The 26518-nt window shown below is 64.3% G+C and carries 19 protein-coding genes and 2 pseudogenes; 7 read left to right on the forward strand and 14 right to left on the reverse strand.

What is annotated here, in order from left to right:
- Window positions 1-215: 215 nt before the first annotated feature.
- From ACIA6A_RS37365 to ACIA6A_RS37400, 8 genes and pseudogenes are all read right to left on the reverse strand, one after another.
- Window positions 216-1476: pseudogene (locus tag ACIA6A_RS37365) on the reverse strand (IS701 family transposase).
- A gap of 132 nt (window positions 1477-1608) precedes the next feature.
- Window positions 1609-2457, reverse strand: coding sequence for an HNH endonuclease (locus ACIA6A_RS37370; RefSeq protein ID WP_396102797.1), 849 nt, complete (start codon window positions 2455-2457; stop codon window positions 1609-1611).
- A gap of 254 nt (window positions 2458-2711) precedes the next feature.
- Window positions 2712-5555, reverse strand: a complete 2844-nt coding sequence (locus ACIA6A_RS37375; RefSeq protein WP_396102798.1) for a Z1 domain-containing protein — start codon at window positions 5553-5555, stop codon at window positions 2712-2714.
- Between the two features lie 8 nt (window positions 5556-5563).
- Window positions 5564-6532: a PD-(D/E)XK motif protein gene (locus tag ACIA6A_RS37380; RefSeq protein WP_396102799.1), complete on the reverse strand. Its 969-nt coding sequence runs from the start codon at window positions 6530-6532 to the stop codon at window positions 5564-5566.
- 15 nt (window positions 6533-6547) lie between these two features.
- A complete protein-coding gene (locus ACIA6A_RS37385) occupies window positions 6548-8056 on the reverse strand; it encodes an ATP-binding protein (protein WP_396102800.1) in 1509 nt (502 codons plus the stop codon).
- A gap of 54 nt (window positions 8057-8110) precedes the next feature.
- On the reverse strand, window positions 8111-8734 hold the full coding sequence (locus tag ACIA6A_RS37390; RefSeq protein ID WP_396102801.1) for a hypothetical protein: 624 nt from the start codon (window positions 8732-8734) through the stop codon (window positions 8111-8113).
- A complete protein-coding gene (locus ACIA6A_RS37395; protein WP_396102802.1) occupies window positions 8734-10386 on the reverse strand; it encodes a helicase-related protein in 1653 nt (550 codons plus the stop codon). Before ACIA6A_RS37395 ends, ACIA6A_RS37390 begins: the two co-directional genes overlap by 1 nt.
- Entirely contained in the window at window positions 10383-12734 is a 2352-nt protein-coding gene (locus ACIA6A_RS37400; RefSeq protein ID WP_396102803.1) for an ATP-binding protein, read from the reverse strand. The genes ACIA6A_RS37395 and ACIA6A_RS37400 overlap by 4 nt, the downstream gene beginning before the upstream one ends.
- A 692-nt stretch (window positions 12735-13426) precedes the next feature.
- Here ACIA6A_RS37400 and ACIA6A_RS37405 point away from each other — a divergent pair.
- Window positions 13427-13855 (forward strand): annotated as a pseudogene (locus ACIA6A_RS37405) (transposase); the annotation flags it as partial.
- Window positions 13856-13890: 35 nt separating this feature from the next.
- On the opposite strand, the gene ACIA6A_RS37410 reads toward ACIA6A_RS37405, so the two are convergent.
- The gene (locus ACIA6A_RS37410; RefSeq protein WP_396102804.1) at window positions 13891-14682 is read right to left on the reverse strand and encodes a very short patch repair endonuclease; all 792 of its coding nucleotides are present in this window, start codon (window positions 14680-14682) and stop codon (window positions 13891-13893) included.
- Window positions 14679-15953, reverse strand: a complete 1275-nt coding sequence (locus tag ACIA6A_RS37415; RefSeq protein ID WP_396102805.1) for a DNA cytosine methyltransferase — start codon at window positions 15951-15953, stop codon at window positions 14679-14681. The genes ACIA6A_RS37410 and ACIA6A_RS37415 overlap by 4 nt, the downstream gene beginning before the upstream one ends.
- A gap of 181 nt (window positions 15954-16134) precedes the next feature.
- Between ACIA6A_RS37415 and ACIA6A_RS37420 the strand changes: the two genes are divergently transcribed.
- Entirely contained in the window at window positions 16135-17070 is a 936-nt protein-coding gene (locus ACIA6A_RS37420) for a hypothetical protein (RefSeq protein WP_396102806.1), read from the forward strand.
- A 183-nt stretch (window positions 17071-17253) separates the two neighbouring features.
- On the forward strand, window positions 17254-17976 hold the full coding sequence (locus ACIA6A_RS37425) for a DUF4259 domain-containing protein (protein ID WP_396102807.1): 723 nt from the start codon (window positions 17254-17256) through the stop codon (window positions 17974-17976).
- A 19-nt stretch (window positions 17977-17995) separates the two neighbouring features.
- On the opposite strand, the gene ACIA6A_RS37430 is transcribed toward ACIA6A_RS37425, so the two are convergent.
- The 3 genes from ACIA6A_RS37430 to ACIA6A_RS37440 form a co-directional block, all read right to left on the reverse strand.
- Entirely contained in the window at window positions 17996-18559 is a 564-nt protein-coding gene (locus ACIA6A_RS37430) for a BTAD domain-containing putative transcriptional regulator (protein WP_396102901.1), read from the reverse strand.
- Window positions 18460-19896 carry a hypothetical protein gene (locus ACIA6A_RS37435; RefSeq protein WP_396102808.1) on the reverse strand — a complete coding sequence of 479 codons (1437 nt, stop codon included), beginning with the start codon at window positions 19894-19896 and terminating at the stop codon, window positions 18460-18462. Before ACIA6A_RS37435 ends, ACIA6A_RS37430 begins: the two co-directional genes overlap by 100 nt.
- Before the next feature lie 80 nt (window positions 19897-19976).
- Window positions 19977-20564 carry a hypothetical protein gene (locus ACIA6A_RS37440; RefSeq protein ID WP_396102809.1) on the reverse strand — a complete coding sequence of 196 codons (588 nt, stop codon included), beginning with the start codon at window positions 20562-20564 and terminating at the stop codon, window positions 19977-19979.
- 85 nt (window positions 20565-20649) lie between these two features.
- On the opposite strand from ACIA6A_RS37440, the gene ACIA6A_RS37445 reads away from it, so the two are divergent.
- Entirely contained in the window at window positions 20650-21696 is a 1047-nt protein-coding gene (locus ACIA6A_RS37445) for an ATP-dependent nuclease (RefSeq protein ID WP_396102810.1), read from the forward strand.
- On the opposite strand, the gene ACIA6A_RS37450 is transcribed toward ACIA6A_RS37445, so the two are convergent.
- On the reverse strand, window positions 21648-21998 hold the full coding sequence (locus ACIA6A_RS37450; RefSeq protein WP_396102811.1) for a hypothetical protein: 351 nt from the start codon (window positions 21996-21998) through the stop codon (window positions 21648-21650). The genes ACIA6A_RS37445 and ACIA6A_RS37450 overlap by 49 nt on opposite strands.
- Before the next feature lie 27 nt (window positions 21999-22025).
- On the opposite strand from ACIA6A_RS37450, the gene ACIA6A_RS37455 reads away from it, so the two are divergent.
- The 3 genes from ACIA6A_RS37455 to ACIA6A_RS37465 all read left to right on the forward strand — a co-directional run bounded on the left by ACIA6A_RS37455 (window position 22026) and on the right by ACIA6A_RS37465 (window position 26067).
- Window positions 22026-23603, forward strand: a complete 1578-nt coding sequence (locus ACIA6A_RS37455; protein WP_396102812.1) for a UvrD-helicase domain-containing protein — start codon at window positions 22026-22028, stop codon at window positions 23601-23603.
- 955 nt (window positions 23604-24558) lie between these two features.
- Window positions 24559-24834 carry a hypothetical protein gene (locus tag ACIA6A_RS37460; protein ID WP_396102813.1) on the forward strand — a complete coding sequence of 92 codons (276 nt, stop codon included), beginning with the start codon at window positions 24559-24561 and terminating at the stop codon, window positions 24832-24834.
- 330 nt (window positions 24835-25164) lie between these two features.
- A complete protein-coding gene (locus tag ACIA6A_RS37465) occupies window positions 25165-26067 on the forward strand; it encodes a hypothetical protein (RefSeq protein WP_396102814.1) in 903 nt (300 codons plus the stop codon).
- The last annotated feature ends 451 nt before the right edge of the window (window positions 26068-26518 follow it).

Genomic DNA, 26518 nt, shown 5'->3' on the forward strand with positions numbered 1-26518 from the left:
TGTATCTGACGTCAGGCGCAGCACTTGACTGGCTGTGGTCACACGCCTGGTCACAGCGTTGATCAACTTCTTCGGGATTGGGTGAAATCGGGCGGCATAACGGTGCCGTTCTGTCCATTTCTGCGTACATAAAAGCACATGCTGACAGTGCTTAACCGAATTGCAACCGGACTGGCCGCGGACAGGGGAGTTAGTAAGGCAGCCGCCATTCGTGATCATGGTTGAGTGTCGAGGCTGAGCCGGCGAGCGTAATGGGCTCGTGCCTGGTGTCGGCGTCGCCAGTGTGACCAGCGCAAACGGTAGGCGATGCTGCGAGTCCGCCGGATCAGCAGAACGTTGATCAGGCGGCGGATCTCGTTGACGGTGAGGTCGATCATGTCGGGTTGAGCGCGGCGATCTGGGGTGCGGGCGTCGGCGGCGCAGATCGCAAGGACTGCGAGGGCGGCCAGGGCGGGGGTGGTGAACCGGTGCCAGAACGTCCAGCGGCGGACCTGGTGCTGGTCAAGCCCGACCTGGCACTTTCCGGCCTGAAACGACTCCTCCACGATCCAGCGAATACCGGCCACGCGGACCAGCTGGGCGAGCGTGACCGGCCCTGGCGCCCAGCAGCGGTAGAACGCCAGCTCGCCGGTCGTAAAGTTGCGGCGGATCAGCAGACTGTGCCGGCCGTCGTTGTCCCGGTCACTGCCGACGCCGACGTCGACCAGCCAGGCCCAGCCATAGAAGCGTGGCCCTTTCTACCCGTTACCGGCACTGCGCCGAGTCCACGCCGCGGCCGGTAAGTTCTCGGCCAACTGGTCGGCACGGCAGCGGGTCTTACCGCCGTCGATCGGCACGAGGTGATCGCAGGAGACCGCCAGGGCGTAGCCGAAGACGCAGTCCGCGCAGTTCACCGCGTAGTCGGGTTTTGTTGCCGTAGGCCTCGTCCGCGGCGACCCACCGGGTCGGAACGAGGGCTCTCACGGCGGCGGTGATCATGCCGTCAGCCAACTCGGATCGGGTGGCGAACGTGATCTCGTCCGGGATCCCGGCCTGCTCACACCGCCGGCGGTCGTCGGTCCAGGACTTCGGCAGGTAGATCCGCCGGTCGATCAGGGCGTGACCGTGCGTGCTCGTATAGGCCAAGAACACGCCGACCTGCGCGTTCTCGATCCGCCCAGCGGTCCCGGTGTATTGACGCTGGACACCGACCGAGTGCACGCCCTTCTTCAGATCGCCGGTCTCGTCGACCACGAGGACACCGTCAGGATCACCGAGCCGGTCGACGACGACCTGCCGCACGTCGTCACGCACTGCGTCGGCGTCCCACTTCGCCCGGTAGAGCAACCGTTGCATCGCATACGGCCGGGCATGCCCGGCCTGCTCAGCGACCTGCCAGCAAGTCTTGATCTCCAGGTCCGCGAGCAGCCCGGTGACGAACCCGGCCGCCGCCCGGCGGGGCTCGACCCGGCGGAACCGGCCGGCGAACGAATTGATGATCAGGTCGATGGTTCGTAGCCATCGGGCAGGCTCTACGCTGTGGCTCTCGGCCACCGCAAGGTCTGATGTTGTGTCCACAACGCACAGACGATCATGCGGTGGCCGTCCTCGTTCCCGCGGGATCCGAGGTCACCTCACGAATGGCGGCTGCCGTATTAGAGTTCCACGAAAGACATGATCGCGGTGCCAGTTGAGATATGCCCGCTCAGGGCGTACGGCTTCGGACGGTAAGAATAGGCGGTCCCCCAAGGGCGGCCGGCCGAAAGCGGCATGCACGGACGGGTCGCCTGCCGCTGCGCGTTGCAGTTCGGAGTATATGTGAATTCGCAACTCCCCGTTGGCCGTGAGCAGGCCTGTATCAAACGCGACGTCGTGCGTTGGACACGCGGTAAGGCCATTGGCGACGTCGAGGCGTTCCCGGGAGTCACATTCTCGCCACGGCTTGATATGAGAGGCGATGAGCATCCGTGGAGCGCGCCGATCGTCGACAGTCACAGCGAGACCACAGAACACGCAGCGATGACCATGGTTTTTCAGTACCTCACATGCGAAGCGGTGCTGCCCGATTCGGGCTGCTGCAATCAGCAGTGATTCGGTGAGTTTATCGTCGAGGTTTGGCTGTTCCCGCCATATCGCCTCCGCCAAGTCGGCGCTGTCGATTTCATCCTGCCCAAGTAGGAGCAGAGGTGCCTCGTCGTGCTCCAGATGCAAGAAGTCGGGTAGGGCGTCCGCGTTAATGCCAACGTCACGGGCAGAGCTCACAATAATTCGGTAGACGGCGGCGAGCTCGACCTGGCCACCTAGAAGTCGGACGGCGACTTCTAGCTCATGCCGAGCACCATTGCTCCGGCTTCCATCAAGATTGGCCATCTTCGCCAGGACGCTGCTGTTGGGCCGTTTGAATAGCTTGGCGAGGGTCGGAACAGGCTCCTCGGCACGGTGCGCCGTGGATCCTCCGTAGCGACGATGGTTCACCATCAGACTCGCGGCCAGGCACAGCAGAGTTTCAACGGGGGTGAAGGTAACTTGCCGTTGACCATCACGTGGCCGATTTCGTGCAAGAATCGAGCGCCACTGGTCTCGTGCCGCAGACGGAGTGATCGCGAGATAATCCGCCGTTGTAAGCAATTATCCTCCGGTGGACACTGCGTAAGGAGTCGACTGGACCAAGGTCGAAGCCCGAACACAGGCATCTCGGTTTACACGGTCATCGCAGGCCGAGTAAGCCCTCACTACGAGTTCTCTTCCGCTGATAAGGGATGCCGTTTCGCCACGGACTTGTATACCAGGGGCTTCGTGCCCGCGGGGAGGGCCTTCTCAGGCAACTCGAGCCGGAACGCCATGACGACGTCCGCCGGCCAGTCGCCTCCGGTGAGAGTCTCGGCTCCTCGTTCTTTGTTGATCACCGGGTACACGATCGCGCAGCCTGTCGTCGGCGTTCGGTCGGCCAGGGAGGTGAGCGCTTCACGATGAAGGCTCTCCGAATTGCCGCGGACGCTCTCGTTCTCGACCTTACGGCCGTGCAACGACACTTCGCCGACATTGGTGATGTTGACACGGCGTCCAGACTGTGGCAGGACTACTATCCATTGGTCGATGGCCTTTTCTTCGAGGCCTTCGATCCAGGCCAGATCGGCTTTGAACGTGTCTTCGCGGCGCCATTGGAGTTGTTTGAGGACCTCAACCATCTCGGCCTGGGGTACTTTACCTACCAGTGCTTCGAACTGTTTTCCGGTCGCCGTGGTCAGCGTTTTCAGAGTTGACGCGGCGCGGAGCAGTGGAGTTACCGCCGCGATGTTTTTCTTTAGCTTAGCGGTATCGCCAAGCTCCGGGTATCCGGAGCTTGGCTCCTTGCTGAGGCTGCGTCTCTCCACCAGTTGGGTGTAGCGCATTTTGTTGGCTGCGGTGGGTCGCAATCCGTGGCGGGCGACCAGCGGCTGGATCTCTTCTGGGGTGACGAGCGGTCGCCCGTCGGCCATCACCGCGAACTGGCGAAGCTCTTCGCGGAATTGCTCTTCGTCGCGGCAGGCGGATTCGAAGTAGTCACGGATCTTAGGTGTGATGAACAGTCGGACCAGGTCTCGGTAGCCGGGCCGGAATCCAAACCATCGACCCATCTGCATCAACGCCTCGGTGTGGCCTACCGTCCGGGCGTAGTAGGTGATGGTGAGGCCTTCGACCGTGAAGCCGCGGGCGAGCTTGTTGCCGCCGACCAGGATCCGCCACACCGGCCGTCGATCGAAGTCGAGCTCCTCTTGGTCCAGTTCCTTGTCACTGTTGATTACCAAGACCGGGTCGCCGTTCGGCGCGATCTCTCGGACGACGCGAGTGATCAGCGGTTCGAGTTCGGCGAACGAAGGCGGCATCGGGTAGCCGAGGTTTAGCCCTTGGCTGACGGGGGCGAAGTCCCGCTCGAAGAGCGACCTGAGCCTTTCGCGGCCGGTGGATTGGTAGTAGCCCGCCGTCGTCCAAAGTTCCCGGACTGCGTCGCGGCGGAGTTTGTGGTTCAGCTTCTTCGCGGCCTCGTGTACCAGCATCGTGTGGTGCTTGTAGTCCTCGATGCCCAGACCTCGTCGGTGGAGCTTGATGGCACCGGTCAGGACGAAGGAGTCGAGCGCGCGGCGGAGTTCCTGTTCGTCGTCGCCCGCGCCGAGCAGTCGGACGTGCGCCTCTTCCTTCGAGTTCGCGAAGGTGCGCTCTGATTCGGGGACCGACGAGTCGATGTCGTGGAAGTCATCTACGCCCATGTAGCCGACCGGCCGGCGCAGGGCGAGGATGTAGTTCGACGGGAAGACGTCGTTCTTGTCTGTGTAGTCGGCGAAGACATTCGCGAACGGGGTCGCCGTGTAGCCGACGTACTGTGCTCGTGGGAGCATTCTCAGCAGCGTCGAGATTCGCTCGTTGATCGCCGTGCGTTCCTTCTCCGCGCCAGCCGGCTGTTTGTCGGGGTCGACTGTGTTAATTGACGCCTGATCGGACTCGTCGTCGATAATGAGGGCGGGGATGTCGTCGAGGCGGTCGGCGTTACTCTTCAGGTCCGCGATGAGATTCTTGAGGACTGTGGCATTCTTCTTCACCACAATGAGCCGGGCGTCGGTGGAGTACAGATTGTCGGGATGCCAAACGGGCTCGGACTTGTTGGCACGCTCGAACTCGAGTGCCGGTAGGCCCTGCTGCAGCGAGCGGTAGTCGAAGCGTCGCGTGGTCATCCGCCGGATCTCGGGCTTGCCCACCGTCAGTGGACGCACGCCAAATCGGTTGAAGCGGTCGTCGATCCAATCTTGGTCGTCGATGTAGTCGATGCGTTCGGTGGCGTCCGGTCCGTTCTCGTCCGCGCCGCGGAGGATGTTCTCTCGCCCAACCAGCTCCATGTCCAGTCGCCGCTGGGTTTGTTCCCGGAGCAAATTGGTGGTGCCGGTCATCACGATGATAAGGCGATAGCCGGCATCGATGGATTTGGCGATGACGCCGGCGAAGTTCGCGGTCTTGCCGCTTTGCACGTATCCGACAACCAAACCCTTGGTTTGGGCCGGTGCGCGTTGAGCTGGATTGGTAAGCCGCTCCACGACTCGGCTTGTCGCACCGTTCAGCGCGGAGATAGCCGGGGCGCCCCACTTCCGCTGGGTGCGGAGGTAGTTGATGTAGTTGCTCCAGTAGTAGTCCCGCTCTCGCTGGACGTCTGCCGTATACCAGGGTTCCCATTCGCCGGCGATCACGGTGTCGTCGTCGGTCGCGACGGAGAAGTAATCCGCGAACTCGGCGGCTGTCTTGTCACCGAGCCCGAGCAGCTTTGTGATGAGTGCCCGCCGGTTCTTTGTGTTCGGTCGGGTGTCGCCCATCCACAGTTCCGGCGCGATCGCGGCGTGGTCCCATGTCGCCAACCGGAGGTGCAGCTGTACGCGGAGTTCGTCGTTGGGGCCGGCGCCGATGACATATTCCCGCAAGCGGTCCTCGGAGACGTCGATGCCGAGGCCGAGGTCCTCGGCCTCTAGTGTCGCCCGTCGCACTATTGCTTTCGGGCCGTTAACCATCGCGCCGAGCGCGCTGAGGTATGCGCTGACAAGCGGCTCGTTCATAGTCGTCCTTACGATCCGAGTGCGGCTATGATAGCCGCCGGAATGACGTCTGGGCTAGCGATACCGTCGAGGTCGATGCGGTAGCGAACCTGGATGAATCGGTCGACGGCGAAGCCGGCCCGCTGTAGCGCCTCCGGCGCCAGACGCGGGAATCGACTGGTCACCTCGAAGGCGGCGCTTTCTTGACGACGTTCCCATCGCGACCTGATCCGCAAGGCGTGCGCCTCGCGCCATCCGGTCTTACTCACCTTCACCCTGTATTCATCGTGAGTCCTGCCCGTCAGGGTGGACGCTACCTCGTCGATTAGCTCCGCCAGTGTCCATCCGAACTCAGTTCCCGTGCCGGTTAACTGGTGCGAGAGCAACCAAAGCGGTCGGCCCGCTGAGGGCTGAAGCTGGGTAAACGATTCGATCCAGTGCGCGCGTCGTTCGCTGATCGTCGTCTTCACTTCGACGTCCGCGTCAGGCAAGCCGAAGTCGTGTTCCTCACCGTTCGGCCCTCGCCAGGCCTCGACCGCCGCCGGACCGCCGAGACTCGCGATAAGGCCGCGGAGAGTCAGCAGTTCGCCCATAAGACCGATCTCTCGCTCCATCGAGATCGATTCGGCTTCCCGGAGCAGGGACGTCAGATCGGAGAGTGTTTCGCGTAGCGCTGCTGCGGGCTCCATGCCATCAAGCTGGACCCGGTCGGCCGTCGAGCACAGCACAGGGTAGGCGGCCCGGAACAGGCTGGTCTCGACGACGACCACTTCGAGGTGGGGTCGCCCTCGGTGGACAGCTGGACGAGTGACGATGTTGTTCAGTCCAGTGTCCGGGATGTAGGCGCTCGGGTCGATTTCGATCCGTACACCCAGCTCGGGCTTCGATGGCCGGATGAATACCGACGTCGTCGGTGTTCCGTGTATCGGCAGGTCCACGGGGACATGGCTGCCGAGGTAACGCTCGAAGCTCTCGGTGGAGTGGTGCCGGCTATCCATGGCGCGCCGTCGGAGTCATCGGCGTTCCGCCTGGACTGCCGAGGTAAGTACGGACTGCCACAGTTCGATATTGTCCTTGTCTCGGGCGCCGTGGTACTCGCCCTCGAACGAGTCCGCTACTAACAGGTACAACAAAGCCTTGATCAGGGGAAGATCGTTCAGGCCCCCGTGCTTGTCGCCAAGCAGCATCTTCCGATAGCGCTTGTTCAGCCACAAGGTATTGTGCTCGCGGTCTACCCGAAAGAACGAGTCATCCGGGAATGTCTCCCAGCGGATCTCGATGGGCTCGTGGCCGAGGATAGGAGGGATCTCCTTCCGAATGACGTCCTTGACAGATGGTGGCAGGCCAGAGCCGGGTGGGATCATCGAGCGCCGCTTCATCGTTCGGCTGTTGGCCGACCGGTAGACCTGCTCAGCGAGGTCGAAGTAGTCGTTGAAACTCATACCGTCGGACGAGCGTGCCGCTGCGGCCAGGCGGGCGAACTCCAGGCTGACCAGGACCCGCGACTTCTCCGCGTTCATGTGAAACATGCCAGCGACATCGCCGTCGATGTTGACCTCGACTCGGGCCAACTGCAGCTTGGGGTGCGACGCGTGGATGCCTTCCCATCCTCCGAACTGCAGGAGCCGATCACGGCGGTAGAAGTAGAGACCTTGATGGTCGACCGGCGTTCCGCGCAGACGGAAGGACGGGTTATTGCTCTTACCCGCCCAGATATGACATTTGAACGCGAGTTCTGCCCCGCCAGTCCCGGCGCTCAACGTCTTAGGGAAATCTGGGTGGCCGGGGCGAGAGTATCCAAAGGGGTTTAGCGGGGTAACAGGGATTGGCGGCCCGACGTGGGCCTCGTCAACGTCGTACACCTCGAAATCGACACTCAGCCGGTCCCGCTCGAGAAAGCGGTGGAAAACTAGCCCGAGGTGCTGGCACGCCCCGGTGATCATGCGGTCGATGAAGGCCTCGACCCGATACGATTCCGCGCCAGCGGGGAAGGTGACAACGTCATCCCACCTGATGATGGTACCGGAGTCCTGGAGAGAGACTCGCCAGTCCCGATCGAACTCTGCTGCGGCGAACGACGGAGCGACCACATCACAGCCGAAATCACGCTGAGCGTTGCCACTGACGCGCCATCGCCGCCCGACCGGTGTCTGGCCGACCGCGCGAGACAGCACGGTGAGGCTTCTCGCCTGGCTGAACGACGCCGCCTTCAGGCCGAGCCCGAAATGCCCCAGATCGGAAGAGTCGTATTCTCGGCGGCCGCCCACCGTCATAGCCGCGTCAATCTCTTCCGGCGTCATGCCAGAGCCGTTATCGGCGATGTAGAGCCCGCGTGGGAGTCCATCGGCAATCACGATCCGGATCACGACTTGAGTCGCGCCGGCGTCAACGGAGTTGTCGACGAGGTCGGCGAGCGCGGTTTCGAGCGAGTGGTTGCGCCCGATCGCGTCGAGTGCTCTGGGATCTGGCGGCAACTCGATGACACCCTCGGTTGGAACGTCCGAGGCCCATTCGCTCACCATGCCTCCAACATCCACTCGGCGCGGTACGAGCCACAGCATATGCGACTAGCTAGGTTATGAGGCATCTGATCCGTAGTCTCCGGGCTTTCGGCTCACGGCGTAGGTGATCTGGTGGCAGTTGGCATCCACAATGGCGCTAAGCGATTTCATTAACTCCCAATCGGCCGGCGGCAGGGGCGCGCTATTGGGTTTGGTGATGACCACGGTGATTGGTTGAAGTGGATCACGGGCGCGGATCAGGCAGGAGTTCCAGATCAAGCTTTGGAGGGCGCTGAGCGGCCCCCAGATGATGAACATGGACGCGCCGGTGAGGCCATCGGCGAAGCACCTCATGGGCTTTATCTCGATCGTGTCCGGCCTCGGCGACCACTGGTCTCCGAGCGCGAGACGGACGACGGACGCTGGGCCAGGGTAGGCGCGTTTCGTGAAGGTCGCGTATGTTCCGATGCCCTCGAGCGCGCGACGGTACTCCTTTGCTGGCCCGTCTTTGATCCAGACCCTGATTTGGTGCGCCGTCATGAACGGCGCCAGTCTGCCGCCGATCTTCGGGTCTTTCACGAAGCGGTTGTACATGTCGGTAGCGACCGTTGCGGATAGTTCCTCCCAGCGTGCCGCGTCCATCTGGCGGATGATCTCCGTGATGACCTCGGTGCGGACCTGGGTTGGAAGCGTCGCCACTAGATTCCTCCAATGGGTGGGAATTCGAGGCGCACGCTGTCGTCGGCGCCACCTAAGTCGCCGATGTCGGCCATCCACTGTTCCAGGAGGTCCCGCACGCGCAGGTCTTCGAAGAGGAACTGGTTGCGTCCGATCGACAGCTGTTCGATCTTGGCTTCGGACACCTGTTCGCGCATGTCGTAGACCTCGGCGAGACGCCTGATGTCGCTGACGAAGTCGAGAACTTCCACGTGGGTTTTGCCCTTCGACAGGCGCAGACCTCGTCCGAGTTGCTGCACGAAGATCCGCCGGCTGTGGGTGACCCGAGTGAAACACAGGATGTTGACGTCAGGGACGTCGACGCCCTCGTTGAGGATGTCCACGGCTACGAGGATCGGCACCTCGCCGGAGCGGAAGCCCAAAAGCCGCTGGCGTCGTTCTCTGGTCTTCAGGTTCGCGTGCAGCGTCGCGGCCCGCTCCCATCCGGGGCGCAGCGCGATCAAGTCGCGCATCCGCTCCGCGTGCTCGATGGTCTGGCAGAAGATGATGGCTCGCGGATTCGGCGTTTGGTCCCAGATCTTCTCGATGTGCCCTTTGACGGCGTCGTCTCGCTCAGGGATGAATAGGCGCTTGTTCAGGTCCTTGATGGTGTAGCCGTGCTCGGAGGCCCCTCGGACGAAATCCCAGTCGATGTTGTCGGCGAAGACGCGGTACTTGACGTCGGCCAAATAGCCGAGTTTCATGCCCTGCGAGATGGACACTCGGACGACGGGGTTTCCGAACGTTCGCTCGATGTCGTACTTGTCGCCACGCCACGGCGTGGCGGTCACCCCGAGCCGTTTCACTTCGGGCAAGCGATCGAGCAACGTGGCGTAATTGCCGGTTTCGCCGACGTGGTGGGCCTCGTCCACGATAACGAGGCCGGGCGAATAGCCGGACTCGATGTAGTTGCGCGCCGTCGGAGCTACACCGAAGGTCACGCCTGGCAAGTCTTGCGGCTTCGAGTCACCGTGGAGGAGTCGCGTGGGGACGTGTTTCGGGATGTCACGCCACATCGCACGTTCCAGTTGCTCCACAAGGTCGATCATGTGTGCGGTGACCAGCACGCGTGCGCCTGAGTTCGCGAGCAGGAATCGTCTCAGCACGCGACCGGCGACGACGGTCTTCCCGAGACCGGTGGCCAGGTAGACCAGAGCCTGGCCAGCGTCGATTAGCGCCTCCCATGTGGCCTCCACCGCGCGGTCTTGGTAGAGATGCAGGTCGAACGGTTTGACATTGTCCGGGGCGCGGTCGTAGACAGTGGCGAGTCGGCGCCCGTCCCATAGGCTGATGTTGATTCCGACGTCACGTAGCGCCTGCACGCGCTCATGGGCCTTTCGAGTAAAGACCCTATTCGTAACGACCACTGCGCGGTGGATGCCGTAGTGGCGCATCGCCGTGTGAACCTCGTTCACGGCGTCATAGTCGACGGACCCTGACTTTTTCCACTTCGCTTGAAAGACCCAGTCTTGCCCCTTCAGGCGAGCGATGATGTCGGCGCCCCTGTCACCGGGGCCGTCGACGTTGACGACCTCGGTAAACGCGATGAGACCAAGTAGTCGTTCAAGCTGCCGGGTGAAGCCTTTCGGCCCCTCCTCGATCAGGAACGCCGGGTCGAGAAACGAGTTAGTCATGTCGCGACGATTTCGTCATCGAGTAGGTCAGCGGTCAGTAGCAGCCGAGACAACTCGAGCGTCTTACGGATGGGCGGTCCTGCGGCCATCCTTCGCAGATCGGCCAAGAGCGCGCCGATCCGTGAGACTTGGTCAGTCTGTGTGTCCTCACCGAGGGAAGCGTAAGTGGTCCGGAACAGGGCTCCGTCAAGTACAAGGGTGGGGCTGTTGGTCACCAGGTCGTGGACGCCCTCCGCGCTGAGGTAGCCCGCGAATTCGCCGCTTTCGACCGCGCCGCTCCAGTCGACGTCTGGCGTGACACTCACCGCGATCGCCTCGGCGGCTCGCCTTGATTCGGCGGACAGGGCACTCCAGTACGTGTGTGGACTCTTCGGCACGAGTTGGGCGAGGCGTTCGCGCATACCCTCGAGGAGGGCGTCACCGCGGGCCCGTACGGCTGCTGAGTCAACCCGGCGGTCAGGGAACTGTTCGAGGATCGAGGTCACCAGCTCGTCGAAGGATCCGTCGACGGAGTAGACGTTCTTGAGTCGTGGCGCGCAACAAACCAGGGCGACGTTCAACGGCGACCACCCGTATTGACGGATGAGTGTCGCCTCAGCGTCGACGTAGATCTCGATTTCGCCGGCGACGATCCGAATAGCGGACGGCTGTCTCTGGCCATCCATGCTCAGTTCCACTCCAGAGGTGACGTAGACGCGCAGAACAGGCTGCGCGTTGCCGATGCGGACTTCCCGGTCCGTGTCCGGCAAGAGCATCGCGGCGGACCGCCACCGGGCGAACCGCTCATCCTCGGTCTCCGGCGCGATCGGTTCCGGCTCATCGTCCGGTCGCTTTTGTCCGGAGGTCCCGCCAGCCGGGTCGTCGCCCGTCTCGCCGAGATGACCGAGGCCTTCGCTGTCAAGCCAGTCGTCATCGTCGGCCGCCGGCGGCGGGCCGGGTGGCGGACCGTTCTTGATCCGGTCGTGCGCCTCAGCGGCCTCGTACCACTTTTCATCCGTGAGGTACTCAGGATCGTTGGCACGAAATTTACTCGCCCAGCCCTTGGTGGCCTCATGGATCGAGGTGGTGCCGTTTCCTGGGACGAGGTAGCGAAGACCCGGCTTGTTCTCGCGGTAGGCGTTGAAGAAGCGGCTCATCGGAGACACGTTCTCGTGTCCGACGAGATGCTTGGCCCTCTTCGGTCTGAGAGGCTCCGGCCCGCGGATCTTCTCGACCATGAAACGCCACTCGTGCGATGAGGTGTCGAAGCTGGTCTTTCGTACATTCACGGGTGCATGGTCGAGATGAATTTCGCCGACGATCCGCCCCATCCCGAGTTCCACCGGATATTCCAGCTCGAAGTCACCGTCCGGGGTCTCCCAGTTGAACAAGGACTTGTCTTGGTACGTGATCGCCCTACCATGACGCAGAAAGGTCAGCCCGAAGTCGGACTTATCGGCGTACCGCTGGATACCGAGCCAGCCCCAGATCCGCCGTTCCCGCTCCTCGATGTCGGTGCTCTCGCAGTCGACGCATTCCTCGTAGGCCGTGCTGTACCAGCGGCCGCAGTTCATGCAGGCGTACGCGTTGGTGAGCGGAATATTGATTTTGGTCGCGGCATCGATATCGGAGCCCATATAGGGTACGGAACGGCTTGGGTCCCAAACACATGGAAGGTGGGGCGTGACCGCGCGGCCGTTGACGTACAGGCGCTGATTGGCCCCACCCATGAGCTCGGCGCCCGAGTGGCCCGCTTGCGGATCCCGCAGCATGTACGTGTACACGCGCCCCAGGAGGCTCATCGTCTCCCTGATCGCGCGCGTGGACCTCAACCTCGTCACCATGTCTTCGCGAACTTTGGTGATGGTGATCAGCGTGCCGTGCTCTTCACGCGACTTGTCCTCGTAGCGCAACGGGACTTGGTAGGTGAAGTCGCGCTGCATCGCCCTGAGATCGATTGTCGCAATCACCCACTGATCGTTACCTCTACATCCGGTCCTGACCTCGGTGACGGCTCCGAGACGTGCCGTGGCGATGTTGAACCCCATGCCAAATAGGCCAAGGCTGCCAAAGCGTTGCTTGCCTGAGGTGCCGGCGCTGAGCGCCTGCTGTAGCTGCTCGGGCGACATGCCCCGGCCGTTGTCACTCACCGTGATGACCGACGACTTACCGGCCGCGCCGGACGTCGGCAGCGTGATGTCGATCCGAGGCTCCAGCGATCGGTCTCGCGTTGACGCCTCGATCAATTCATCCAAGGAGTTGTCGATCAACTCCCCGAGGCACTGGTGAAGTTGCAGGTCGACCTCGGCAATCATCTCCAAGATTCGTGGTGACGGCGTGAGGTTGAGGCTGCTGAGCCGAGCGGTCATCGGTCGCTCATCTCCTGAGTTAACGAGGTGTAGACGCTGCCGGCGACAAATCGCTCAGGAAGCGCGGGGACCGTGTTGCCGACATGGCGGCCGACCTCCGCCCAGGGATCATAGAACTCGACGTCGTTTAGAGACGTCTGATGGCTCGCGCTCGCCCGGCTTCGCGAGGTATTGGATGGAGTCGTCGTTCGACCTGGTCGGTGGCCGGTGACCGGTCCGGCACTTGTGAGAGGCGACCGCTCGTCATCGACGAGGGATCGCGCTAGAGGCGCTGCGGACAGAACGGCGCGAGCGACCGCAGTCTCGGACATGTGTCTCCTAAACCGTTGGTGTTGCAAGTCATCTTGCCCCAGTTCATCGACGATCCTGCCGCATCAATCTCGGTGATTCGTGCGGCCGGCTTAGCGGTGAGCCCGGCCCAGCCGATTTACTGCGGCGAAGCTACCGTCGCAGCCAAGACCATACGGTTGCTGCCGCTTGTCGCAGCCCGACGGCTGGCGCGGCTTCACTGCGCCGCTGAGCCCGAGCACGGGTTGGATGACCGTAGGTGTCCTCCGGGCGCCAGTGGAGTCCCTAATAGTGGTGTAGCGCGGTTGGCGTGAGCGTCGGACAGGGCGTCCGTTACAGAACGCGGCCATCGCGTGATCTTTCGAGTGAACCTCTCACAGCACTCTCGAAAGGGATCTATTGCGATGACCGCGCCACACGTCATCGACCTTGCCGGCCTGCTCGGCCAAGCCTTGGGCGGCGCGTCACCGGATCTGATGCGCCACCTGCTGTCCACGGTGATCAACTCGCTGCTGTCGGCGGAGGTCGACGCGGTCTGCGGCGCCGAATACGGCACCAGCGACCCGGATCGGGTGAACTCGCGTAACGGCTACCGGCACCGCGAGCCCGACACCCGCACCGGCACCATCGACGTGGCGATCCCGAAACTACGGTCGGGCTCCTACTTCCCGGACTGGCTGCTCGAGCGCCGTAAGCGGGCCGAGGCCGCCCTGGTCAGCGTGGTCGCGACCTGCTACCTGCTCGGCGTCTCGACCCGCCGGAAGGACAAACTCGTGCACTCGCCGGGGATCACGAGCCTGTCGAAGACGCAGATCTCGCGGATGGCCGCCGACCCGGCGTCGGTCCTCGTAGCCACTGTCTAATGCTGCTAGCAGGTCTCGTCACGCCGTTGTCGCACCGCCGAAGCGATCCGGTCGGCCGCTTCGACTGGGTTCTCGTGCTCCCAGACCCTAATCACCAACCATCCCGCCTCACGCAGGCGCGCGTCGGTGTCGATGTCCCGGGCTTGATTAACTGTGATCTTGGCGGCCCAGAAATCACCGTTTCGCGTGGCGGGGCGGTAGTGGTCGGGACATCCGTGCCAGTAGCAACCGTCGGAGAAGACCGCGACCCGTGCCTTCGAGAAGACCATGTCCGCCCGGCGTCTCAGGCCTGTGATGAGAGGAGTGTCCACTCTGTAGCGCAGCCCCAGCCGGTGGACCGCCGATCGCAGGGCGAGTTCTGGTTTGGTGTCCCTGCTCCGGTTGGCCCTCATGACACTGCGGACGGCTGGGGAGCTGGCCCAGGAGTCGCCTGGTCCGGCCGGAGTGACCGGCGTGACGAGCAGCGCCTGCTCGAAGGCCAGTCGCCACCCGGCGGCGAGGTTGCGTTCTCGGGTCGTGTCGGTGACCTCCCCGAGGTATTTGGTCGGTGATCGTCCTTGGTCGGACCAGCGTAGGTACGCCCTGATGCGTCGTGTTCGGGGAAGAAGCTTGAGCTCGACTGACGCCTGCGCCGTTCGGCCATCACCCACGTCGACGAGGCGCCGGCCCTTGCCTCCCGCCGCCCGGTCCTGTTCCAGGGTGCGCTCCGCGCGGCTGAGCCCTGGCCGTCCTCGCCAGGCCCGTTCAAGCGGCGGTTTGTCCTTCCACCGCCCGGGCTCGGCGGGCGGGGAGCTCATGACGTGGTCTCGGCCTCGTCCAGGACGGTCGCCACCGCGGAGGCGAAGGCCTTGCCGAGGAGGACCGGGACGGCGTTGCCGAGCTGACGCATCTTCTCTCCCCGGGGCCCGGCCAGTACCCAGGTGTCGGGGAAGGTCATGACACGAGCGGTCTCTCGTACCGTCATGTAGCGGTGGCTGCCGTCGTCGAGCAGCAAAACCGACTCGCCGCCCGGCACGCCATGGACGCCGGCCTTGACTGTTTTGGCGGGGCGGTCAAGCACGTTGGGCGTATGTCCGGGGTAGATGCGCGCGTCCGGCCAGCCGATGTGGTCGGTGAATCCGCCGAGGTTGTACTCGACGCGGTCGAGCCGATCCACCGGGGGCAGCGGCCGTAGTCCGTCGACACCCTCCAGGGCGTCTCGGAGGGTGCGCCACGGCAACAAGCGGGTGGTGTCAGTCGTCGTGTGGGACTCCGAGGGAAGCTGACGCATGACGAGGTCCCGCACATGCCGGGGAACCCGTGGGTGACGGTCCCAGTAGCTACCGTTTCTCATCGCCTCGTGCAGAGCTACCTCGGAGTGGCTCGGTCGGATCAGCTCCTCGAATCGGTTCCAGTCGACGCCTAAGTCTCGCCTGAACGCGATCATGACGACACGGTTGCGGATCTGCGGGACGCCGTAGTCGGCAGCGTTGACGGGATAGTGCCGGACGTCGTATCGCTCGTGGTCGTCGACGGTGGCGGTGTCCAGCATGTGCCGCAGCACCTCGTCGTGCTCCTGCCAGGTTCCGGCCTTGCGCTCCTCGAAGGGCAGAGAGAGCTCACGCTTGATGTAGTCGAAGTAGGGCCTGAACGAGGGCCGGAGCAGTCCGCGTACGTTCTCGCAGATGACGGCCCTGGGCTCCATCTGCCGGATCGCCTTGAACATGTGCGGGAAACCGTTGCGGCTGTCGCCGTCGCCCTTGGCCACGCCGCCGAGGCTGAACGGCTGGCACGGCGGGCCGCCGGCGAGGACATCGACGCGTCCCTTGAGGTAGTCGAACTCCACCGCGGCAACGTCGCCCTCGAGTAGGGGTGGCGCCTCACCCGGCTCGGGAATGGGCGGCGTCTGGCCGACCTGGTAGGGCTCGGCCTTGTTGAGTCGCAACGTCTCGCAGGCGCGCTTGTTGAACTCGTTGAACAGCAGGGGACGGAAGCCGGCGTCCGCCACGGCCATGGCGAGACCTCCGCCGCCCGCGAAGAGTTCGACGCTGGTCCGGCCCCTCATGGCGGGTAACGACTGTTCAACCATGGCGGAAGCGTACCGCGGAGTTCGGGGCCCGACGGCGCCGCCACCCCGGGCCGTCTCGCCCGCGTCCGGGCCGCGTCGTGGTCTTGGTCCCTCCGTGTCCCGGCGTGCCCGGACCCGTACGGGGCGTGGTGTCGCGGTCCTGCGATAATGATCGGGCTAGGTTCCGCGACAACGATGCCGGATGGTGACGAGTGGTGACGGTGATCGGCGCGCCCACGACTTTCGTCGGATGTCGCGCGTGAGTGGTCAATTCAGCAACCAGTTCCGGCTCAGCATCACCGAGGCGCTGAGTACTCAGCTCTACACCGCCCTCGACGCCCTGGAGCCCGCGCCGCTGACTCGGGCGAACCTGGACGCCCTGTACGAGCAGGCGCGGAGGTTGGACCTTCCCGGAATGTCCGGTGTCTACCAGCTGTTCCGTCAGCGACCCGGCGAGGGGCCCGAGCTCACCTACGTGGGTAAGGCAGACCAGCCGCTTCCCAAGCGCCTCGGAGATCACCTCTACAAGCTGTCGGGGCGTCACGGTATCTCCCTCGCGGAGATGTCGTTCCGATGCCTGTTCGTCGAGGAGGACCTGTCCGCGGTCTCACCCGAGAAGATGCTCATCAAGAGGCATCTGCGGACTAGCAAGATCGTCTGGAATAACCGAGGCTTCGGCATCAACGACCCGGGCCGCGAGCGTGACACCACGAGAAACAAGGAGAACCACTGGGACATCGAGTTCCCCATCGACCTATCCCGCCGGGTCGCCGCCCTGACGCCCGGTCCGCGGACGCTCAGGTCGCTGCTGGACGAGGTCAAGGAGGGGTTGCCGTTCAACTTCCGCTTCCAGCAGCGGGGTGGGGGGCTCTACGAACGATCGATCACGGTACCCGAACCGGACATGACCGCCGACGAGGTGTTCCGGCTGATCGCCGCCAATCTGACCGGAGGATGGCAGATCGCGGCCTTGGTCGGCTGGGTGATCATGTACGACGACAATCACAGAATCTATCCCGGGGCCTTTCGTTACTATCGGCTCGACGGCGTGGTGGCGGATCAGGAGCCGATGACTAGGAAGCCCTCGCGGGGGGAGGCGTCGAATGACGTCGGGGACGAGGATGACGTTCTCTTCTGAGGGGCCTCCCCGGGTGGATGAAACCTGTCGGTGGCCACCTGGAGTGTCGCCCGTCGTTAAGTACACGCGCCGTCGTCGTGGCGTTGTGTCGCCCGTGGCGCGTCACCGTGTGCGCCCAGCCGGCCGCCCGAAGGGGCGCGACCTGGTGTCGGAGGCGCCGTCGCGGACGCGAAGGGAGGTTCGGTGGCCATCTGGAACGTCGGACCGTTCGACAACGACGATGCGGTGAGCTGGTGCGACCGTGTCGAGGAGCTGAGCGCTGATCAACGCGCCGGGGAGCTGAGACGGACGCTGATCGCGGCGGCCGACGACCCCACACGTCTGTCCGATCCGATGGCCGCGGAAGCGGTCGCGGCGGCGGCCGTGGTGCTATGGATTCACACCGGGTTGGTGGACGAGAAGACGCCGTACGCCCCCAGATTCCCGATCGACGTGGCGGATGACAACGACACCTCTGCACTTCGCGAACTTGCGCGGCGCGCCCTTCGTGTCGTCATGGCCGATGGCTCGCCGTGGCGGGCCCGGTGGGCCGGCGATATCGAAGAGGATCTCGCGATCGAGGCCATCACCGAGCTCTATCGCGCGCTGGGAAGCGAGGAAGGCACGGCGTCGCGCCGCGACCTCGACGGCGTCGCGCGCGAGGAGACCCTCAATCTGTGCCGGGCCGTGCGCGACGCGGGGCCCTTGTTAGGTCTCCCCGAGCGGGCGCGGTCGGAGATCTTGTTGCTCGTGGAGGCCGTCGAGCGGTCCGCGATGGCCCCCTCGTTCGGCTCCGCCGAGACACTGGCGCAGGTGCGGGCCATCCGCTACCTCCTGGTGGAGGTGGCGGACGGCCCCGTCGCCGCGCTTCTGGCGGACGCCGCCTCCCGTGTTCTCGGCGACGACATCGGCCGACTGTTCTCCTGAGAATCTGGGCACGCCTTCGTCAGCCACGGGCGAGTTGGTCGGCCAAGTCAGTCAAGGCACTACCTGCTGACAGTCCTGCGTTGGCAATTCTGGTGGTCAAACTGACGTAGAGCCGGTTGGCCGCGTCATGATCGCCAGTCTCGATGAGCAGGCTTATGAGCTGTCGATGGGTGCCTTCGTGCAGTGGGTCGATGGTAGCGGCGGCGCGTAGCAAGGTGATGGCGTGCTCGGGGGGAGCGTGCGCGGCGAGTTCGGTGTAGGTCTCGAGCGCGTGGGTACGCACGGTCTCCCGGTGCTCAGCCAACCACGGCCATTCGGTGTTTCCTGCGAGATCGCCGTGGTAGCGCTCAACGACCTTGGCGAGCGCGTTCTGGCGTTGCGGGGAACTCACCGCACTATTTGTGGCTGCGATCGCGGTGGTGAACTGCCACAGGTCGACGTCGATGGCGGTCGGGTCGAGCTGATAACGGCGTTCGGTGGTGGTCAGCAGGGGCGCGGTGAGGTGTTGGCGGGGGTGCTGCGGAGCTCGGCGATGGTGGTGTGCAGGCGGCCGGTGATCGTGGCCGGCGGCAGGCCGGGCCAGATGGTGTTGGTCAGGTCGCGTCCGGTCATGCCGTCGGGGTGCAGGGCGAGCAGGGTGAGGACCTGCCACGCCGCGTTGCGCCTCAGATGCAGGGGGCCGCTGTTGACCTCGAGGCGCAGCTGACCGAGGACGGTCAGCTGCGCGGGCCGCGGGCGGCCGTTCTCCGGGTCACGAGTGACGGTGAGCGGGAGGACGGCCGCAGCAGGGGGGACTTCGGTTGGCGGGGGTGGCTGGTGGGTGCGGCTGATGAGGTTGAGCAGGTCCGCTGCGGTTGCGGCGGGTAGCACGCACAGCCGGGTCGCCGTGCGGCCGGTCACGGTGCCGTCGGCGTCGACGGTCCACGTAGGCCCGCTCGTGGCGCTCGGGTCGTCGAACACGACGGTCGTGGTGTTTGTCTGCCGCGGTGGCGCAACGCTGGGTCGTTGTGTGGTCAGGACCAGGTCTCGGGCGTCGTTGGCTTCGGTGGGTGCGGTTGACAGATCGCCGGACCTGTCGTGAAGGTGGAGCCCGGGCACGGCGGTCAGGGCGGTCGGGCCGAGCAGGGTGCGGTAGTCGTCGCTGGTGAGGTGGACGTGGGCGTGGGGTCGGCCGACGGTGGTGTTGGTCATCAGGGTCGTGACAAGCAGGCCGCGGGCGGCGTCGTGTGCGCCGGGTCCGCGCAGGGTGAGGACGCCGGCCGGAAACCGGTCAGGGTCTACGGCGTCGGGCCGAGGTGGCTCGTGCTCGTTGAGCCAGGAGGCTGTCGCGGTTGCCGCCGTGGGCACCTGGGCCGGTGGGGCGGGCTGGCCGAGCTGGTGGGTTTGGCGTCGTCGTAGCCAGTACAGGCCGAGCATCGCGGCGATCTGTTCGGCGTCGTGGTGGGGTATCCATCCGCCGTCGGGCAACGTCACCCCGGCCGTCGATGCCGTGGTACTCGGGCTGGTGCCGGGTGGGCCTGGTGGGGTGGTGCTGCCGGTGGTGTGGGTGACGGGCGCAGGGGTGTCGGCGGGCAGGGCGGCGGGCAGGCCGAGGACGGCGGTGCCGGCCAGGGAGCTCGCGGCGACCTGGGTGCTGGTGGGCATCGGTAGCCGTCGCAGGCGTTGCCAGACGCGGCGCGCGTGGTGGGCGAGGGCGCGCAGGATCAGGGTGGCGCACAGGCCCCACAGCCCCAGTATCGCCACGGCCAGCAGGACGGTGAGCAGTGCTTCGGGCGGCGGGTCGGTCACCCAGGCCCGCAGCCGGCTGCTGGTGATGTCGGGGCGGGCGTGCAGCGCCCAGACCGTCAGCGCCGCGGGTGGCCCGGCAACGACGGCGAGGGCGATCACCGCGGTTGCGGCGAATCGCGTCCAGCGCATCATCGGCGGTCCTGGACGGCCGGTAGCGCCAGGGCCTGGGGCGTGGGGGAGACCGGTGCTCGGCTGGGCAGGCGCAGGGTGATCTAGACCCGGTAGAGCCACCAGGCGGTGATCACCGTGGTGATCGTGACGGTGTAGATGCTGTTGGCGGGCACGGTGCCGGCGATGAGCAGGCAGAGCAGGCCGAGCGGGACGGCGTAGGCGGTGCGTAGCCACCAGCGGCGGGCGAGCATGCAGGCGACGCCGATGCCGAGCAAGAGTCCGCCGATGGCTGCGGCGGTTTCGTAGCGCCAGGCGACGTCGCGGTAGATGGGGCCGCGGTAGTAGAAGCCGCTGACGCGCAGGGCCATGCCGGTGGCGGTGAGCAGGATCGCGCTGGCAGGGAAGGCGAGCAGGGTGTCCCAGCCGTGTGGTGCGGTGGCGCTTCGCCGCACGGCGAGCACTATGGCCAGCAGCAGCACGGCCACGATGACGGGCACGCAGGGCCATAGTGCCCAGCGCAGTGGTCTGGTCATGGGGGTGGCGAAGTAGAAGGCGAAGGTCACCCCGTAGAGCGCCGCGGCGGTGAGGCCGGCGCCGCAGGCGAGGAGCAGGCCGCCGGCGAGGCGCCAGCCCGGCCGTGCGGTTGGTGCCCCGTCGCGGTGCAGGGCGTGGCCGAGCGCGTTGCCCATGATCGATGCTGCGGCCAGCAGGGTGAGCAGGGCTTACAGGCTGGCGGTGGACAGTTCGGCCCAGGGGGCGTAGCCGTAGATCGTCTTGTCACGCCGCAGGGATGCCCCTGTCGACAAGCACCTGCAACGTTTCTTCCTCATCGAAGAGCCCGAAGCTCACCTACATCCCCAACTCCAAGACTCCTTCTTCCACGCCCTCAACAAGATCACCCACCACCAAATCTTCGTCACCTCTCACTCGCCAACCATCACGGCCAAGACCGACCTCGACCGAGTCATCATGATGCGCCGCAACGCCGACGACGGGCCCGCCACACCCCTGCACCTCGCCGACCAGTTCCGCAACCGCGACACCGACAAGCGCTACCTCCACAAGTTCCTTGATGTCTCCCGTTCACAACTCCTGTTCGCCACCGGCGCGGTCTTCGTCGAAGGCGTGACCGAAGCCATGCTCATGCAGCGCTTCTCCGAACTGATCAACCTCAACCTCCGCGACCGCGGCATCGAGATCGTCGTCCTCGGTTCCGCATGGGGCTTCGACCACTTCCGCCCACTGTTCGCCAGCGCAGACGGCCCATACCACCGCGCCGTCTTCATTACCGACGGCGACGAAGACCCGCAAACTGTCCCCTCCGACCACCAGTTCTTCAGCGACACCACCGCATCCCTCGACCAAGGCCTGGAAACAAACGGCCAAACCGCCATCGCCCGCGGATACGGAACCCTCGAATTCGGCCTGCTACGCACCGCCATCGCCGGAACCCGAAACACCGCCATGCACGAGATGCTCCGAGCAGCACTCCGCAAAGCCGCGCCCAGTAGCGTCACGGCGAACATGGACGCCTACCTCGACGACTTCCTCGACGCCGAGCACCCATCACTCGCCTACCGCAAGATGAAGGCGAACAACAGCGACAACGGCATCGCCCCCGAGGACTGGCGAGCGACCTGGCGAACCAATGCCTACTTCAAGAAGGTCAAATCCGAGTTCGCCTTCCACCTGTACGAAGCCCTGGCCGGCATGCCCGACAGGGAGGCGACGCGCTCCTTTACCGTCCCCCGATACATCCGCGACGCCATTGCTTACGTCACCGAACGACCGGACCCCAACACCCTGCCGGCGGCACACTGATGCCGCTCAACAGCGAACAGCGCGAAGCGCTCTGGGATCACCACGGACATCCGATCGTTGGGCACCGCATCCTGTCCGCGCGTCCCGGCACCGGCAAAACCACAACCTTGACCAGCTACTGCGTAGACCTCGCCCAAACCTGGAGCACGCGATACTAGCCGTGGCAAGGCATCGCCATCCTGTCCTACGCCGACGTTGCCAAGGACGAGCTGCAAGAAAAAATACGCAAACTCGGCAAGGCGGCGACGCTCCTGCAACACCCGCACTTCGTCGGAACCGTCGACGCCTTCATCAATGAACACATCTTCCTACCCCACGGCGCCAAGCCGATGGGCATGCTGAACAGTGGCCGTCCCACGCTGGTCGGCGAGCCCTATCAGCAATGGAAGAGCCCATCCGGCCTGGACAGCAACCGGCCCGACAGTGCCTACAAGACCATGTGGTTCGACTGCTACTCAGTCGCGCTCAACGGCCATCCCTTCCGAATCGACAAGGAACCGCGTCCAGGCGTTGGACCCGCCCAGGAAGTCACCACCGCGAAATCCGCTCGGATCCTCGCCATGAAACAGCACGTCTGGGCTCGTGGCCTCGCACTCCAATCGGATGCAAACTATCTCGCCTGCCAAGCCTTGAGCTCTTCACCAGCGCTCGTCCGCGCCGTCACTCGACGTTTCCCGGTCGTCATCGTCGACGAAGCTCAAGACCTCACCGAAATTCAGCACGCCATCGTTAATCGCCTCGTTGCAGCCGGTCTCGAGCACGCCATCCTGGTCGGCGACGAGAACCAGGCCATCTACGAATGGAATACTGCCCGTCCCGAACTGTTCACCGCCAAAGCCGCGCCTACACCGCCCTGGACTACCGCATCGCTTACTCGGAGCTACCGATGCAGCCCCGCCATTTGCCAAACCTTGACCACCCTCGCCGGGGACGGCTCATCACTAGTTCCCTCCGACGACGGTAAGAACAAGACATACGCTGCACCCGTCATCGTCCAGGCAATGGAAACCACCGACGAAAGCGCAGAAATCAAGGCGGCCATCGACCAGCTAACCATCAGTCTCGCCGGCAAGAACCCTCACAACGGCAACCATGACAACGTCAAATCCCTTCTGGTTCTCACGCGCGGTTCGCAGCACGCGCGCCAACTCGAAGCAAACTACGCCGGAGTCGCAACCGCACCAACACATCGCACAGTGTGGAAGCAACCGCTCACTCGCGACTTCTTGAAGATCGTTTACCACCTATCCCTTCATGATCATTATGTCGCCTTCAGTGCCTACGAAAACTTACTTCGAAAGCTCGGCGGTCATGCGTCGACCAGCGAGATGCGGCGTGCGGTACGCCGCGAATGGAATATCGCCGACGACGCAGACACCGAGTACCGGATCACGCTCTTCGCCGATCTCGAAAAGATCAGGCAGCGGATGCTGAACCAGCCGCTCGACAAAATCTCGGACTGCGTAAATATCCTCGACGTTCGCCTGAGAGGCGTGACCGCTGGCCAGGTCGCGGAGTTCAAGCGAGACTGTGCTGGTTTCAAGTCCGAGGCGAAGACGAAAGAAGATCGACTACTATCTGCGCTCTTCGGCGTCCGCGAAGCCCGCAAATGGAGGCGCCACGAATATTACCCTGAGGTGCAGGTGGCATTCGCCACGGCGCACTCATCAAAGGGTGAAACCCACGACGCAGTGCTGCTCATCACAAAGAAGACGGCAGGGTCATGCGGTTGCCCGGAGTCTGCGACGGCCTGGCGCAAAATATTCCAACATCCAATGAACACTTGCGAAGCCAAGCGAATCATATACGTGGCAATGTCCCGGGCGGCGCAGCACCTAATGGTCCTCACCCCGGCCGGGGTAGATGCTCCTTGGCGCGCGCTGACGTCGCATCCTGCTACTCTGTGACTGTTAAGCGTTGGTGGCGCCGCAGGGGTCATCGGTGCGGGTGCAGGCGTGCTTCTTATTGGGTGTCAAGTGGTCAGCGAAGTGGATGGCTCAATCTGCGAGTCGCCAATTCCCCATCTCTTCACCCCCTCCCGAGCTGGAGGCTGGCATTCTCAGCCTTAAAAGCGCGTGCGCATTGAATGGCAGGCATCGCACTTGATTAGCCGTGGTCACACGCCTGGTCACAGCGATGATCAACTTTGGCTGGATTGGGTGAAATCGGGCGGCGCGACAGTGTTGCTCTGTCCGGGTATGCGTACATAAAAGCATGTGCTGACACTGCTTAACCGAATTGTAATGCGACTGGGGGTCAAGGGGTCGCAGGTTCAAATCCTGTCAGCTCGACTTTGGGAACGTCTTCGCAGGTCAAGGCCTGCAGAGGCGTTTTTAATTTGCCTTGATCGATTCTAAGGGTGCGTGGAGCCCTTTACTGGGCTTCCACGCGAGCGTATCGAAGTGCATTCCGGAAGATGTTTTCGCAGCTCAAGACCGATCTTACGGGCCGAGAGTTCGTTTTCGCGGACTCCTTTACTTGGCCGCCTTCGCCGTTGGTGATCCAATGGGTCTTCGAGGCTCCGCTGTGTATCGCTGCGGGTCAGCGGGTTGTGTAGGCCGTTCGGGTATTGCCCCTTGTGGCCGTTGACCCGGCGGCACCCTTTACTCGTGGGCCGGGGTCGCGGACCGGAGTTTTGGCTGCGGGGCGTGAGTGCGTCGTTGCACGACCCCTTGACTCGGGCGGCTGTGGTGCCGAGCAGCGACTCTTGGTGGCTGATGTCGATCTGGACACTGACTCGGTCGCCCTGACGGGTAAGGGCGGCAAACAACGCCGGGTGCGGTTCGGGGCCAATGCGGGTGCTCTGCGCCGGTATGTGCGTGTCCGCAGCCGACGCCCGGGCTTGATTGGCATCGACCAGTTGTGGATCGCCGCGAAGTGCGCCCGGCGCTGAAACCGAAAGGTGTCAAGATCCGGCTCCGGGAACTGGGGGACAGAGCTGGGGTTGAGCATGTCCACGCACAGCGTTGGCGGCACAGTTTCGCCCATGAATGGAAGCTGGCCGGCGGTGATACTGGTGACCTGATGCTGCTGATGGGGTTGTCCTCGGAAGAGATGCCGCGCCGTTATGGTGCAAGCGCTGCCGCGGAACGAGCCCAGCAAGTTCACACGCGCCTCGGCATCGGCGAACGCGTCTAGCGGGTCCGGTCGGCGCCCGATTATACGCGGCCAGCGCTGAACGTTTCGTACTGCCTATCAACGATACTGGGGCGGCCTGGCAGGTCTCCATACCCATTTGCGCCAGCAGCGCGTCCAGGAAGCCCCGTGACGGGCACACGTTCACGCTCGACCTCGAACCGAGTGACAAGCTCACCGATCTGTCCGTACGGGCGGCCGGCAAGCGCGCCCCTCTCCTCTCAGAGTTGTTCCGCCAAGCCGGCGCTGGGAGCACACTGCCGATGAGCCTGGCCAGGTGGGCTGGCTCCGGCCGGTGCCCCGGCCGCGACGATAACCATTACAGTCGCATTCGTGAGCGCAGATCAGGGTCTTGTCCGGGTGTCCGATTCGTTTGGCGTACGCCGTACCCGAGCCGGATCGATCCTCGCGGATGACGGGACGAACTATCAGGTCAAGTGGGATGACACCGATGAGGAAGAGCTTGTCCCACGGGGCGCCGCCGTTCACGTCGCGACGAGGGGTTCGCTGCGTTTCCTGGCTCTGTCCGACTCCCGGCTGTTCCATGCCGTCTTCGCCCAGGAGCCTCTCGCGGTAGTTCTCCACCTGCTGGCCGAGTCGTCGGTCCCGCTGAAGGTGCGAGAGATCCGGGAGCGTCTGGCAGAGCTCGGTCTCCGGAACGAGACCTGGGCCCGTCACGGGCCCCGCGCGCTGGCGGTTCTGCCCAAGTGGCCAAATGTCGTCCGGCGGCAGAAGGGCGACACTCTGGCCTACACCTGGGTGGGGGACGACCTTCCCGAACTCCCGTCGGAGGCCGAGCCTGACCCGGAGCCGGCACCTACGCCCGCGCCTGTGTCGAAGCCCGCTCGTTCTCCCGCCAAGCCGATCGCGGCGGCTGCGATACCGGCCGAACCGGCGGTGCCGTCCGCCGAGCGCCTTCGGCGCCAGATGAGCGCCGCGCGGGGCCTCGGCGAGGTCGCTCGCCTGCTCACTCTCCCGAGAGAGTTCGTGGCTGAGTTGTCACCGGAGGTGGTTGCTTCCGCGCTTCGCCGGGTCGCCGCTGAGGATCGGCTGGTCGCGGGCTGGCTCGACGCCCTGACCGCCTCCGGGCCGATCGGTGCGCTGACCGAGGAACTGGCGACGGCCCGGGCGGCGAACGCCGCACTCCAGAGCCGGGTCGATGAGCTGGAGGAGTGGTGGACGGCCCTTGAGCAGAGCACCGATCCGGGCGCCGCAATCCGTCAGCCGGGTAGCTGAGGAGCTTCTGGTGCGCCGGCTCGGATATGCGCGGGTAGGGCGATCCGCACCGCCTTGTATCTTCCCTCGCGCCCGGCCTCCGGCCGGCGCGGCGGGCCGCACCATGGCATTCCATCCTCGCTCCTAGAGCTGGACTTCGGCCGGCGGCAGTCCTGCGGACCCAGCACCGGTACCAGGCGTCAAGGACGCTCCGCGTCGCTTCGCGATGGCCTACGGCCGCCCTTGAACCCTGGTATCGGTGCTGGTGGTGGGCTCTTGAGAGGGGCTGGCAGAAGAAGCATTGGCACTGCAACTACCAATCCGGCCGTTCTTGGTGGTGATGAACAGGCCGTCCCAGGGGTCGTGCAGATCGCCGCCCTGTTGCAGGGGTTCGGCGATGCGGCGTAGCTGGGCCGCGCTGACGTGGGCGCGACTGCACGGCCCGGGAGCCACGTTAAAGAAACTTTAAGGA

Source organism: Actinoplanes sp. NPDC051494, from assembly GCF_044454705.1.
In the GTDB taxonomy this organism is placed as follows: domain Bacteria; phylum Actinomycetota; class Actinomycetes; order Mycobacteriales; family Micromonosporaceae; genus Actinoplanes.